Consider the following 13,477-nt stretch of genomic DNA (forward strand, 5'->3'; position numbering starts at 1 on the left):
GCATCAGGAACGCAGCGGGGTCAAGGGCCTTATCGGGGCTGGTAAAGGTCAGGCGGTAACAGAAGGGCAGGCTCAGCGCCTCCTCGCTGCTCAGGCCCAGGATGTCCAGCTCAGCGGTGCAGCCGCGCACACGCAGCAGATGGTGGCGGTGGTCAAAGAATATCGGCGGGGTAGAGGTGTTCATAAGGCTCCCTGCGTATGCCGGGGCAGAACGCCCGGCATCAAGCGTTGTAGAAAGTGGAGAAAAAAAACAACGCTGAGCAACATAGCATAGAAAAATAAGCATATGAAATACAAAGATATTATGGGTTAAAGGGGAGGTATTTAGCAGAGTGATGAATGAAACGGGTAAAACGAATAAAGAAGAGAGGCGTTGTGACAAAAAAGGCATACCTCCCGGTATGCCTTTTTTGCTTTCAGCGGCTCGCCTCAAATCGGCGGCAGGTTCGGGTCACTGGCATCTTTTTGCTGGCTGGTGCCGGTGCCGGCCACTGACGTGGCACCCAGTTCGGCACCGGTAGTGGGGTTGACCGTCGGGTCGGACTGGGTGCGCTGCGCCATCACCTCGTAGTCCACTTTCTGGTCTTCCGGAATAGTCAGCACGGCCAGGCCGTCGCCGCCGTCCACCGCCGGTTGCGGGTCGGCCACGTAGTTGAAGTTCTCATCCGAGTTCCAGCTGCCGCGCACTTCCCCTTCACCCGACATATTAAAGTAGGTGTTGGCGAACTCCGGCACCGGCGGCAGTTTGCCCGGCGGGAAGTTGTTGCGGATGGCGTAGAGCGCTTTCTCAAACGAAAGCTGGTGCGCCACTTCACGCGTCATCAGGAAGGAGAGGGCGTCACGTACGCCGACGTCATCCGTCAGGTTGATCAGGCGTTCATAGACGATTTTAGCCCTGGCCTCGGCGGCAATATTGGAACGCAGGTCGGCTGTTGGCTCGCCGATGGTGTCGATGTAGGCCGCCGTCCAGGGCACGCCGGCAGAGTTGATCAGCGGCGGCCCGCCGCCATACAGCACGTTGGTGATGTGGCTGTCATTGCCGTTGCCGGTCAGGGAGCGGTAAAGGTCGGCTTCATTTTGGGTGCCTTCGGCCAGCTCGCCTTTGGCACCTTTGTTCAGCATGGCAACGATGGTGCCGATGATCTCCAGGTGGCTCAGCTCTTCGGTCGCGATGTCCAGCAGCAGGTCTTTGCGCCCCGGGTCATCGTCGCCCAGTCCCTGGGTGAAGTAGCGGCAGGCCGCGGCCAGCTCGCCCTGCGGCCCGCCAAACTGTTCCAGCAACAGGTTGGCAAGGCCGGGGTTCGGCTCGGCGACACGGACGGTGTATTGAAGTGATTTCACATGTTTAAACATTCGCCATCCTCAATGTTCGGGTGATCGGTTTCATGGGCGTGCCTGAAAACCGCATTGTGGTGCTGATATAAACGAGGTGCTCACATAAAGGCTCCGGCCACGGCTGAAGCCGTCGCGGAGGGAGGGGCAGAACTGTGTCAGCGTGCGCCGTAACGGCCGGGTTGACATGCTGGCCGGGCGCACAACACGTATAAGTTATAGAAGCCGGCGGGCAGCGCTGAGGAGAAATGCGATGAAGAAATCATCAATTAAGATATTTCTTAAAAGAAAAAAGAAGATAAAAAATGAGGTGGCCTGCTTTGGTTCAACATAATCATTTGAATAAATTGATTATTTTTTATTGATGCGTCTCAGGCGTGAGGATTTTTAAGGATTTCGTTAAGAAAATTGTCTGAATATTGCACAAATTTATACGCTGATAAGCGGCCTGTACAGCTTTGCCCGGGCAAAAAAAAGCCTGTGGCAGGATGCCACAGGCTGGGAAGGTAAAGGGAAGATTATTCGTTGATGCGCGGGTGCTGCTGGATCAGGTTGGAACGCTTGGCTTCCAGGGCAGCAATCTGCTCATTGATGTCTTCGATTTTGCTCTCGATGTTGTCATGGTGCTCGCGCAGGATCTCTTTCGCTTCGCTGAGGTCAGACGCGGCCGGGGTTGCGCCACGCAGCGGCTTGTTGGCGGTCTCTTTCATGAAGAGGCCGGTCGCCAGGCCGATAAGCGCCACCACCATCAGGTAGTAACCCGGCATATAGAGGTCACCGGTCGCTTCCACCAGCCACGCGGCGGCGGTCGGGGTCAGGCCTGCAATCAGCACCGAGATGTTAAAGGCGCTGGCCAGCGCGCTGTAACGGATGTGGGTCGGGAACATCGCCGGCAGGGAAGAGGCCATCACGCCGGTAAAGGCGTTCAGGATCACCGCCAGCAGCAGCAGGCCGCAGAAGATCAGGCCGGTGGTGTGGCTGGTGATCATCATAAAGCACGGCACTGCCAGCAGCAGCAGCGCGATACTGCCGCCAATCACAAACGGGCGGCGGCCGAAGCGGTCACTCAGCAGGCCCATCACCGGCTGTACAAACAGCATCCCCAGCATCACCGCGATGATGATCATCACGCCGTGGTCTTCCGCATAGTGCAGGTTATGCGACAGGTAGCTCGGCATGTAGGTCAGCAGCATGTAGTAAGTGACGTTGGTGGAGAGCACCAGGCCGATACAGGCCAGCAGGCTGCGCCAGTGGCGGGTCGCGATCTCTTTAAACGAGACTTTCGGGCCGTCACGCAGCCCTTCGCGGTCGCCCTGTTCCAGCTTGTCCACGTGCTGCTGGAACGCCGGGGTCTCTTCCAGCGCGTTACGCAGGTAGAGGCCGATGATGCCCAGCGGCAGCGCGAGGAAGAACGGCAGACGCCAGCCCCAGTCCAGGAAGCGCTCTTCGCCGATCACGGCGGAGATAATCACCACGAGGCCCGCGCCGAGCACAAACCCGGCAATCGAGCCGAAGTCGAGCCAGCTGCCCATAAAGCCGCGGCGGCGGTCAGGGGAGTACTCCGCCACAAAGATCGAGGCACCGGTGTATTCGCCGCCGACCGAGAAGCCCTGCGCCATTTTTGCCAGCAGCAGCAGGATGGGCGCCCAGATACCTATCGAGGCGTAAGAGGGGATTAAACCGATACAGAAAGTACTGACGGACATGATGACGATGGTAATCGACAGGATTTTCTGGCGGCCATATTTGTCACCCAGGGTACCGAAGAACATGCCGCCCAGCGGGCGGATCAGGAAGGGTACGGAGAAGGTCGCCAGCGCGGCGATCATCTGGACGCCGGGATCGGCACCGGGGAAAAAGACCTGGCCGAGGGCGTACGCCACAAACCCGTAGACCCCAAAATCGAACCACTCCATGGCGTTACCCAGGGAGGCTGCGGTAATGGCTTTTCGTAACTTCGCATCATCAATGATGGTTACGTCCTTCAAGCCGATAGGCTTTACTTGTTTCTTACGAAGCTTCATAGCAGAGAGGACCTGTTTTTATGGTTATCAAGGTTTATTGTTTCCGTTGACGCACGATCTTTTATAACAGAAGGATAGACTACAGCGACAGTAAATGGGGTTTTAACGGTTAATGTATAAGCGAAAAAGCGAAATAAATGGCTGATCGGGCAATTAATACACAGCGCAATCCGCTGTCCGGCGGTCTGGCCATTATCCTGCCGATGTCGGCGCAGCATAAAAAAAGGGTAGGCCCAGCGTTAGTGGGTATTTACCGCGCCGCTTTCCCTGCCGCAGGGGCGCACAGCATTATATTCCCACGGCAGCGCGGCGATTATTTATAACCGGTTGCACCATAACGGAAATTAACAGCCGTTATTCGCCAGGCTGAGTGAAGGAATATATTTCCCCTGACGCCACCCGCCCGGCCCCTCTATTTTCACCCCTGCTGACCCCGCGCCGGCTGCCGGAAGAAGGGTAAAAAAGCGTAAAAAAGTGCCCCATAACGGTGACGTCTTTTCTGCGTCACAGGGGCGGATAGTGCGTGGTCATTGAGCGATCTTTTTTTATCGTGCTGGGTTTAGGTTTCTGACGTTATCAGGAATAAAATACCGTTAAATCAATGGCTGAGGTTTTTCTTAGCCTGCTTATGGTGCGGCTTTTAATAAATAACCACGGGTTTGCACATTTTTGGTGAGGTTTTTCAGCAAGGCTGATCCTACTGCCGGGCGAGGCCCGCGCGCTGCCTGAAGGGTAAAGGCCGTAAAAAACTGGCACAGGGGTTGCAAAGGCTTTTTCAGCAAACAATGACTGAACCGGAGCCTTTATGCGATATAGTTCGATAGCGTTGTGTACCCTCTTAGGCAGTATAACCCTCACCCCCAGTCAGGCCGCCGAACCCTTTAAACCGGAACGCATCAGCGTAGAAAAAAATATTGCGCCCGGCCCGAATATTTATGTGCTGGACCAGAACTGGAAAGGGGCGAGCACCATTACCGTCCTCTCTGCCGATGACCTCTCCACCAAAGGAAATATCTCCGCCGGGTTAATCAGCCAGTTCACCTTGTCGCAGGATAAAAAACAGCTTTATACCGCCTCTGTCTATCCCAAACGAATTATGTCCGGCCCGACCGATGCCGTGGTGCAGGATTTTGACATCGCCACGTTAAGCCAAATCAAAGAGATGGAAACCCTGCCGAAAATGGCGCAGGTTGCGCCGTCAATTAACAGTTTCCAGCTCTCGGCCGGGGATAAATACGCCTTTGTGCAGAACGCCACCCCGGCCGCCTCGGTCTCTGTGATCAGCCTGGCGACCGGCCAGCACCTGCTGGAAGTGCCGACACCGGGGTGCTGGGGGATCTACCCCTCGCAGCAGCCGGGGAAATTCAGCGCCCTTTGCGGGGACGGCACTATCGCGACCTACCAGATCGCTGACGATGAGAAGAACTACCAGGCCGCCAAAAGCGCGAAACTGTTCGACAGCGACAAAGATGCCCTGTTCATCGCCGCGCAGCGGGACGGCGACCGCCTGATGTTCACCTCCTTCACCGGCAACATGGTGGTGGTGTCGGACAAAGAGGCCACCGCCACCTTGCAGGAGACGTTCAGCTATACCCAGGGCATCAAGGGCCATTGGGTGCCGGGCGGCTTCCAGGTGCTCGCCTATAACAAACCCACCAACCTGATGTTCGTCACCATGCACCCCAACGGCAAAGAGGGCAGCCACAAAGATGCGGCCAAAGAGGTGTGGGGCATCGACATGGCGAGCCACAAGGTGGTGACGCGCTTCAAAGTGGATAACCCGATCGCGCTGGCGGTCAGCAACACGGCGCAGCCGCAGCTCTTTACCCTCAAAGACAATGAAGAGGGCGAGGGCGGCACGGTCACCCAATACCACTTTAGCAGTGATAAAAACGTCACTGCCAAAAAGCAGGGCAGCGTGAAGGGGCTGGGGGATTTCAACGTGATGCTGCGGGTGGATAACTGATGGCCGCCCTCTCCGGCATGCTGCACGTCAGTGTGCTCACCTTCCTGACGCTGCTGTTCAGCCAGGCGGCGCTGCATAAGCTCAGCGACCTGCGGCGCTTCTCCGGCTACGTGGCGGATTACGGCGTGCTGCCGCCGCGCCTGACGCTGCCGGTGACCCGGCTGCTGGCGGGTGCCGAAGCACTGGCGATTGCCCTGGCGCTGATCCCGGCGGCCTCGCAAACGGGGCTGGTGCTGATGGGCGCGCTGCTGGCGCTCTATGGCGGCGTGATGCTGCTGGCGCTGCGCCGCGGCAAACGCCGCATCGACTGCGGTTGCGGCGGCGTGGCCCAGCCGCTCTCCCGGCTGCTGGTGGTGCGCAACGGCCTGTTGCTGGCGCTGGCGGCGCTGGCCGCCCTGACCGGACACGCGCCGGTGGCCCTGCCCAACCTGGCGGTGGCGATGGTCGGCGGCGTGCTGCTGTGGGCCAGCTACCAGCTGCTTGAGCAACTGTTGCGCCTGCACAGCCTGCGCGCCGCCTTAACCCCGGACGCTGTTAACCCCTGACCCTGAGGTGCCCATGACGACCCTGATCCTTTTTATGCTGGCGCTGCTGACGGTGCTGGTGGCCGTGCTGATTGTCGCCTTCTTTGCCCTGTCGCGGCAGGTGGGGGTGCTGTTTGAGCGCATCACGCCGGTGGGCGCGATGATCAATGACAACGGCCCGGCGATAGGCGACGCCTCCCCGCAGTTTACGCTGCAAAGCCTGAACCACGGCCCGGTGGCGATTGGCGGTGTGCAGCCGAAAAGCACGCTGGTGTTCTTCCTCTCGCCGACCTGCCCGATCTGCAAAACGCTGCTGCCGGTGGTGAAAAACCTGCGCCGCGCCGAAGGTGCCTGGCTGAATATCATCCTCGCCAGTGACGGCGACAGTGAAAAACAGCGCGCGTTTATCCAGCAGCAGCAGCTTGGCGACATTCCCTATGTGCTGTCGCAGGAGCTGGGCATGGCGTGGCGCGTGGCGAAACTGCCGTTCTCGGTGCTGATCAGCCCGCAGGGCATCATCACCGCCAAAGGGCTGATCAACAGCCGGGAGCAGTTCGAAAGCCTGTTTAACGCCCACGAGAGCGGCATCGAATCGATCCAGGCCTACAGCCGCAAGCCATCTTTGACCGCGAACCCTTAACTGGCAGGAGACTATGATGAAATTTCTGACCTCTTTACTCGCATCCCTTGATGCGCTTTCCGAGCGCAAAATGCGCGATTCGGCCCGGCGGCTGGGGCGGCGCAGCTTCCTCGCCAAAACGGGCGCGGTGCTGGTCGGCACCGGGCTGATGCCGCTGCTGCCGTTTGACCGCTCCATGGGCAAGGCGTTTGCCGCCGCCCCGGCCGATGACCCGGCCTCCTGTGACTACTGGCGCTACTGCGCGCTGGACGGCAACCTCTGCTCTACCTCCGGCGGCAGCATGACCAGCTGCCCGCCCGGCGCGGAGGCCTCCAAAGTGGCGTGGGTCGGCACCTGCCGCAACCCGCATGACAAAAAGGACTACCTCGTCTCCTATAACGACTGCTGCGGCAAGGCCACGGTGGCGAACTCCACCAGCTGCTTCACCAGCCAGGGCGAGCGCCCCGGCTACCGCATGGGGCTGCACAACGACATCAACTGGTGCATGGCGAATACCAACAAAGGCTACCACTGCACGGTGGCGACACTGGTGGGGGTCGCCAATGAGTAAACCGCTGATGCTCGCCGCGCTGCTGCTCTGCGCGCCTGCGGCCTGGGCGGACGGCCACGCCGCCTTTGAGGAGAACTGCGCCAGTTGCCACGGCGCGGATGCCGAAGGGATCGAGGGGCTGGCCCCGCCGCTGCACAATGCCGATCTGTGGAAAACGCTGGGCGACAACCGGCAGGCCTATATCGCCGGGGTGGTCACCGGCGGTATGAGCGGCACGCTGACGTCCAAAGGCAGCACCTATGAGGGGCTGGTGATGCCGCCGCTGGGCTACCTCGACACCGCCACGCTGGTGGAGATCACCCACTATGTGCTGAACGAGGTGAACCAGGCGGGGGACGGCCCCTCCGCGGCGCTGATCACCCAGTACCAGGCGAACCCGCCGGAGCACGCGGCGCTGCGCAAACTCAGGAACGGGGGGTAAGCATGCCGGGCAAACAGAGACGCACAGGCTGGGGCGTGCTGCTGCTGTCGCTGCTGCCGCTCTTTGCCCAGGCTGAAAAGAACACGCCGTGGCAGAATTACGTGTTGCGCTGCTCCGGCTGCCACGATATGGACGGCTCCGGCTCAGTCGCGGGGGGCATTCCCCCGCTGCCCGGCTTCCTCGGTACCTTCACCAACGACCCGGCCGGGCGGCTCTACCTGATGCATGTGCCGGGCATCGTCGCCTCCAGCCTGGACAATGCCCAGCTCGCCGAGCTGATGAACTTCCTGAATGAGAAATGGGGCGATCCGCAGGGTTATCCGGCGTTTACGCCGCAGGAGGTGAAAACCCTGCGCGACACCCCGGTCGCGGATGTGGTGAAATACCGGCGGCAGCTGGTGAAGCGCTACCTGAAAGAGGGCATGAAAACTGCCGATTACCCCTGGCCCTGAGTGGCCGGACACGCTCTGGAACCCTTTATGCATCGACGCCATTTTCTGAAATGCGGCCTGACGGCACTGGCGGCAGGCAGTCTGCCGCGCACGCTGATGGCCCACCCCCATGCGGTGATGGACCACGCCGCGCCGGTCGCCGCCACAGAGACCCCGGCCCTGCTGCCCGCCGGCCGTTTGCCCGCCGGGCAGGCGCTGCTGCCGTTACCGCGGCTGCGCAACGAGGCCACCAAACCGGGCACCTTCAGCGGCACGCTGGTGGCAGAGCCGGGCAGCGCCCAGCTCACCACGGATGGCCCCGCCACCGCCTGCTGGCGCTATAACCAGTCACTGCCCGGCCCGCTGATTGAGCTGGAAGAGGGCATGGAGGTCAGCCTCACCTTTATTAACCGCCTGCCGGAGCCGAGCACTATCCACTGGCACGGCCTGCCGGTGCCGGCCGATCAGGATGGCGGGCCGGATGACCCGGTCGCGCCGGGCGGCACCCGCGTTTACCGCTTCACCCTGCCGCCGGGCAGCGCCGGTTCTTATTGGTATCACCCGCACCCGCACCAGGGCGTCTCCGGGCAGATCGCCCGCGGGCTGGCCGGGGCGATTATCGTGCGTGCGCCGGGCGATCCGCTGGCGGCGCTGCCGGAGCAGCACTGGGCGATCAGCGACCTGCGGCTCGATGCGCAGGCGCAGATCCCGCCGCACAGCTACGGTGACTGGGTGGACGGGCGGGAAGGGGAGAACGTGCTGATCAATGGTCAGTATCGCCCGGCCCTCGCCCTCAGCACCACCCACCGGGTGCGGATCTGGAACATGTGCCCGGCGCGTTATCTCAACCTGTCGCTGCCGGGGTGTGAGTTCGTCCCGGTCGGCAGTGACGGCGGCCTGCTGGAGAAAGTCTTGCCGGCGCAGGCGGCGATCCTGCTCGCCCCCGGCGAGCGGATGGAGGTGCTGGTCACCGGCGCAGACGGCCACAGCACACTCAGCCTGTTGCCCTATAACCGCCACCCGATGATGTCACCGCCACCGCAGGCTGCCCTGGAGATCGCCACCGTCACTTATCAGGCGGCACCGCAGCCGGTGAGTGAGGGCGTCGCCCTGCGCACCATCGCGCCGCTGGGCGAGCCGGGCAACCTGTTGCGCGCGGTGATGATGGAAAAAATGGCCGACATCATGAAGAACAAGGGGCAGACGCCGCCGCGCGCCTTCCTGATCAACGGCAAAAGTTTCGACATGGCGCGGGTTGACCTCACCAGCAAAGCCGGGGTGGTGGACCGCTGGGAGATCATCAACGCCACGACCATGGATCACCCGTTCCATATCCACGGCGGCCAGTTCCAGGTGATCGAGCGCCAGTACCTCGGCAAGAAAAGCGCCCCGGCCTGTCTGGCGTGGAAAGACACCGTGAACCTGCGCCCCGGCGAAATTGTCCGGCTGCTGATGCGGCAGGAAACGCCGGGGATGCGCATGTACCACTGCCACATCATTGAGCATGAAGAGCTGGGCATGATGGGGATGCTGAAGGTGAGCTGAGCGCGCCGGGGGTGCCGCGCCCGGCAGGCATCGCCATCAGCGTTTTCAGCGCCTCGACGCTCATCGGTTTGCCGAGCAGGTAGCCCTGCGCCTGGTGGCAGTTGACGCGCAACAGCTCGTCAAGCTGGGCGGAGGTCTCGACCCCTTCGGCGGTCACCGTCAGGGACATCGCCCGGCCCAGCCCGACCACAGACTGGATAATCGCCTGGCTGCTCTGGCTGCCGTCGAGGTTGGCGATAAAGCTGCGGTCGATTTTCAGGCCGTCAAACGGGTAGAGGCGCAGGTAGCTCAGGGAGGAATAGCCGGTGCCGAAGTCATCCATCGACAGGCGGATGCCGAGCGCCTTCAGCCCTTGCATAATCACCAGCGCCTGCTCCGCGTCTTCCATCATTACGCTTTCGGTGATCTCCAGCTCGACCCGCGCCGGGCGGATGCCGGTCTGCTGCAACACGTTGCTGACGCGGGCGATCAGGTCGCCGCAATAGAACTCCACCGGCGACAGGTTGACCGAGATAATAAAGTCATCCTCCCACTGGGTCGCTTCCCGGCAGGCGGAGAGCATCACCCAGTCGCTGATCGGCACGATAAGCCCGGTCTCTTCCGCCACCGAGATAAAGTTCGCCGGGCTTTGCAGCCCCCGGCTGGGGTGGTTCCAGCGGATCAGCGCCTCCGCCCCGGCCACGCGCATCCCGTTCAGTTCAAAGCGCGGCTGGAACTCCAGGAAGAATTCGTGACGGCGTAACGCCTGCCGTAAATCTGTCTCTATCTGGCGGCGCTCGAGAATGCGCTCGTTCATCTCATTGACGTAGAACTTCCAGTTGTTGCGCCCGGCCGATTTGGCCTCATACAGGGCGATGTCGGAGTAGCGCAGCAAATCGTTGGCCAGGGTGCCGTTCTCCGGGCAGAAGGCGATGCCGATGCTGACCCCGACGCTCAGTTCATGTTCGCCAATCACGATGGTGGCGTTGATCGCGTCGATAATGCGGCGGCAGAGCTTCTCGGTGCTCTGCCGGGTGCCCGGCTCAATGGCGAGGATGATGAACTCGTCCCCGCCCATGCGCGCCACCAGATCGCACTGGCGGATGCACTTTTTCAGCCGGGCAGCGATCTCATTAAGTACCTGGTCGCCCGCCGCATGGCCCAGGGTGTCGTTAATCGGCTTGAAACGGTCGAGGTCGAGGCTGAGCACCGCCATCTTTTTGGCCTCCGGCATCACGCCGAGGCTGGCCTGTAAAAAGTTCTGCATATGGCTGCGGTTGGCCAGCCCCGTGAGGCTGTCATGCAGTGACAGGTATTCGATATGCGCTTTCGCCTCCACCTCTTCCGTGATGTCACACACCGTGCCGCGGTAGCCGACGACCCGGTGGCCCGAAAGGATCGCCCGCACCGACAGGCTGCAATGGCGCGTCAGGCCGATGCGGTTTTTCAGCCGGCACGGCAGCGGCTTGCGCATCCCGTGGCTGCTGTCGGCGTCAAACGCGCCCTTCTCAAAGGCGTCGAGATCGTAGTTGATCAGCTGGTGGAACGGCTTGCCCAGCCACTCCGCGGCGGTGTAGCCGGTCATGCAGACAAAGCGGTCAGAGAGGTAGATCAGCTCCTGCCGGGCGTTGGTCTCCCAGATCCAGTCGGAGCTGCCCTCAATCACATGGCGCAGCCGCTCTTCACTGATCGTCAGCGAAAGCTGGATGGCATCAAGCCGTTTCGCAGCGTGGTAGAGCCGCGCCTTGAGGCGGTTAAACGCCAGGCAGAACAGCGTCGCGAGCAGGATCAGCAGCGGGAAAATGGTTTTCAGCAGATCGTTGCCGGGGTACTCCGCGTCCCAGCGCAGGCTGAACGGGGTGCCGCCGCTGGAACTCAGGGTAATAAACGGCTCCCGCAGGTTCTCGCCGGGCGTGGTGGTATCGAGCCGCAGGTTATGCAGGTCAAAATCGCGGTCGAGGGATTTCAGCTTATCGGCGTCCAGCACAAAGGCGTAGATCAGTACCGAGAGGTGCGGGTAATCGGTGTAACTGCTGTCAGGCCGGATCACCGCCGCCGAGACAATCGCCGGGTCGCCGTTAATTAAAAAATAGTCCGAGGCATAGCTGTCTTCGGCGGATCTCGCCTGCGCCAGTTTAACCAGGCGTTTCAGGTCGCCTGTCAGCCAGGTCGCGGCCTGCTGTTGCGAAATTTTGCCGTTAATTAACGCGTACCGGGTCTGGAGATCGGGCGTCACAATAAACACCCCTTCCAGATTATATTGGGCAAACAGCGACGGGCCGATATTATCGCGGGCGTAAGCCCAGTCGAGATTAATCGTCTGTTGGGTATTGCGGTAAGCATCCCCCCAGAAGGCGTAATCTTTTAATACGGTGCCGACTTTGTCCTGTAAATTCTGCATCGCTTTCACGACATCGACTTTACTGTGTTCAATTTGCCGGCTGTTCTGTTGGCAGACGATATAAAACAGCGCGGCGCAGGTGATCAGAAAAAGCAGGCCGCTCAGCAGGGCAAATTTTTTTATCGCCCGCTGGGGCAGCATAAAATAACTCACCACGGGTGTGGAGGTATCAGGGTCGGCTGAAAATGGCAGCATTCGGGGTCTTTTCCTGTCATGGGGCTTCACCGATCGTTATCGGCCCGGGCAGAAAAAGGTTGAAAGTTTACCGGGGGAATTATTTTTTCTGGTTTAGAATCAGGCGCGTGCTGCGGCGGGAAAAAACACCGGCGAAAACTATCTCAAATTACCCTGTCACGGCACGGGGAAATACACCGCGACTTAACGCAAACCCCACGGAAATAACGCGGGAAGCAGGCCGGGCAACCCCGGCCTTCACAGGTTACCCTGCTGTCAGAGGGAGATTTCCTGATGGTTATTCTGGTCATCCCAATAACTGATGCGCTGCGCGGTCACTTTAATTAACAGCAGGTCAGGCGTGTCGATGCCCTGCGGGAACCATTTTTCCACGTCCGGCGTCCAGTACTCTTTCAGCGCCTCTTTCTCACGGATCAGCGCAGACTCCCCCTGGATGGCGATAAACAGGCTGGGCTTATCCGAGGATTTGGCGGTGACATAATTCAGCGTAGTGGTGGCGTCGTTTTCAATATCCGCGACGATCTGGTTATCTTCCGTGGTAAAGAAGTAGGCGTCGCCGTTGTATTCCACATTACGGTTGTTGCTCATCGGGCGGCTGGCGATGGTACCGCCTTCGCTCAGGGTAGAGAACATCGCGTAATCGATATCTTTAATCGCTTTGGACAACTGGGAAAGGCTGACCTGGCTCATCGTAAACTCCTGTTTATCTGTTATTGGTCACGTTATTAAAGGCTAGTAGACGAAAATAGCCGTGTCCAACAGCGGGCTTACAACGAAAAGGTATAACGTGCGGCAGAGAACGGGAAAAGCCCGGCGGCACAGGGCGCGCCGCCGGGCCTGCGCCTTATAACGGCATGAAGGTGTAGCCCTGGTGTTCCAGCACGGTGACGGTGGTCAGGCCGGAGAGCGCCTGGGTCACGCTTTTGTCCACCCAGGAGGTGTCGAAGTGGTGGGCCGCCACGGACTGGTCACACACCGAGACATCCACGCCTGCCTTGCGCAGCTTCTCAATCAGCGGCAGGTTCGGGTTATCGATGCCGTTGATCTTGTGGTACTGCTCGTTATTCAGGGTGGCCGGGGTCGCGCCGCCGGTGAGGATAGCCACGAATTTCAGCTGGTCCAGCGGCACACCGGAGCCGACATAGAGGTTCACGGCGCGCGCAACGCGATCCAGCCCTTCGTTGATCTGTGCCGGGCCGACTTCCTGCTTGTTCACAAAGAAGACGATCTTGTACGGGTCGCCATTCCCGGCGGTCGGCTTGTAGGCCACGTTGTCAAAGTTGTGAACCGGGCCGTACCCTTCGATGGTCGGCGTCACCCAGAACGCCGGGTCATCTTTCGGGGCGGTCATGGCGTGGTATTTGTCGACCAGGGCCGGGGTTTTCATCACAGCGGCACTGACGACGGCGCTGACGATGGCAGCAGTGATTAAGGTAGAAGCCAGACGCATAGTTTTCTCCAGGGAAATA

13 protein-coding genes and 1 pseudogene are annotated in these 13,477 nt (G+C 60.3%); 8 read left to right on the plus strand and 6 right to left on the minus strand.

Annotated features, from left to right (window positions below; genetic code table 11):
- From CYR32_RS19260 to proP, 3 genes and pseudogenes are all read right to left on the minus strand, one after another.
- Window positions 1–184 (minus strand): annotated as a pseudogene (locus CYR32_RS19260) (type VI secretion system tip protein VgrG); the annotation flags it as partial.
- Window positions 185–429: 245 nt separating this feature from the next.
- Complete coding sequence (locus CYR32_RS19265; protein ID WP_101826742.1) at window positions 430–1,353, minus strand: manganese catalase family protein; 924 nt, start codon at window positions 1,351–1,353, stop codon at window positions 430–432.
- 497 nt (window positions 1,354–1,850) lie between these two features.
- Window positions 1,851–3,356 (minus strand): glycine betaine/L-proline transporter ProP, encoded by a 1,506-nt coding sequence (gene proP / locus CYR32_RS19270; protein WP_101826743.1) that lies wholly within the window; start codon window positions 3,354–3,356, stop codon window positions 1,851–1,853.
- Between the two features lie 137 nt (window positions 3,357–3,493).
- On the opposite strand from proP, the gene CYR32_RS21495 reads away from it, so the two are divergent.
- The 8 genes from CYR32_RS21495 to CYR32_RS19305 all read left to right on the plus strand — a co-directional run bounded on the left by CYR32_RS21495 (window position 3,494) and on the right by CYR32_RS19305 (window position 9,433).
- A complete protein-coding gene (locus CYR32_RS21495; RefSeq protein WP_146000728.1) occupies window positions 3,494–3,679 on the plus strand; it encodes a hypothetical protein in 186 nt (61 codons plus the stop codon).
- Window positions 3,680–4,161: 482 nt separating this feature from the next.
- Entirely contained in the window at window positions 4,162–5,322 is a 1,161-nt protein-coding gene (locus CYR32_RS19275; protein WP_101826744.1) for an amine dehydrogenase large subunit, read from the plus strand.
- Window positions 5,322–5,867 carry a MauE/DoxX family redox-associated membrane protein gene (locus CYR32_RS19280; RefSeq protein ID WP_101826745.1) on the plus strand — a complete coding sequence of 182 codons (546 nt, stop codon included), beginning with the start codon at window positions 5,322–5,324 and terminating at the stop codon, window positions 5,865–5,867. The genes CYR32_RS19275 and CYR32_RS19280 overlap by 1 nt, the downstream gene beginning before the upstream one ends.
- A gap of 13 nt (window positions 5,868–5,880) precedes the next feature.
- Window positions 5,881–6,486: a redoxin domain-containing protein gene (locus CYR32_RS19285; RefSeq protein ID WP_101826746.1), complete on the plus strand. Its 606-nt coding sequence runs from the start codon at window positions 5,881–5,883 to the stop codon at window positions 6,484–6,486.
- A 16-nt stretch (window positions 6,487–6,502) separates the two neighbouring features.
- Window positions 6,503–7,036, plus strand: a complete 534-nt coding sequence (locus tag CYR32_RS19290) for a methylamine dehydrogenase light chain (protein ID WP_101826747.1) — start codon at window positions 6,503–6,505, stop codon at window positions 7,034–7,036.
- Window positions 7,029–7,457 (plus strand): c-type cytochrome, encoded by a 429-nt coding sequence (locus CYR32_RS19295; RefSeq protein WP_206602466.1) that lies wholly within the window; start codon window positions 7,029–7,031, stop codon window positions 7,455–7,457. Before CYR32_RS19290 ends, CYR32_RS19295 begins: the two co-directional genes overlap by 8 nt.
- 2 nt (window positions 7,458–7,459) lie before the next feature.
- Complete coding sequence (locus tag CYR32_RS21780) at window positions 7,460–7,909, plus strand: c-type cytochrome (RefSeq protein WP_206602467.1); 450 nt, start codon at window positions 7,460–7,462, stop codon at window positions 7,907–7,909.
- A 27-nt stretch (window positions 7,910–7,936) separates the two neighbouring features.
- The gene (locus CYR32_RS19305) at window positions 7,937–9,433 is read left to right on the plus strand and encodes a multicopper oxidase family protein (RefSeq protein WP_101826749.1); all 1,497 of its coding nucleotides are present in this window, start codon (window positions 7,937–7,939) and stop codon (window positions 9,431–9,433) included.
- Here CYR32_RS19305 and CYR32_RS19310 read toward each other — a convergent pair.
- The 3 genes from CYR32_RS19310 to CYR32_RS19320 form a co-directional block, all read right to left on the minus strand.
- Entirely contained in the window at window positions 9,384–12,008 is a 2,625-nt protein-coding gene (locus CYR32_RS19310; RefSeq protein ID WP_101826750.1) for a bifunctional diguanylate cyclase/phosphodiesterase, read from the minus strand. The genes CYR32_RS19305 and CYR32_RS19310 overlap by 50 nt on opposite strands.
- Window positions 12,009–12,263: 255 nt before the next feature.
- Window positions 12,264–12,698, minus strand: a complete 435-nt coding sequence (locus CYR32_RS19315; protein WP_101826751.1) for a pyridoxamine 5'-phosphate oxidase family protein — start codon at window positions 12,696–12,698, stop codon at window positions 12,264–12,266.
- A gap of 154 nt (window positions 12,699–12,852) precedes the next feature.
- On the minus strand, window positions 12,853–13,458 hold the full coding sequence (locus CYR32_RS19320; protein ID WP_101826752.1) for a DsrE family protein: 606 nt from the start codon (window positions 13,456–13,458) through the stop codon (window positions 12,853–12,855).
- Window positions 13,459–13,477 lie beyond the last annotated feature (19 nt).

This window comes from Chimaeribacter coloradensis (genome assembly GCF_002858715.1).
GTDB lineage: Bacteria > Pseudomonadota > Gammaproteobacteria > Enterobacterales > Enterobacteriaceae > Chimaeribacter > Chimaeribacter coloradensis.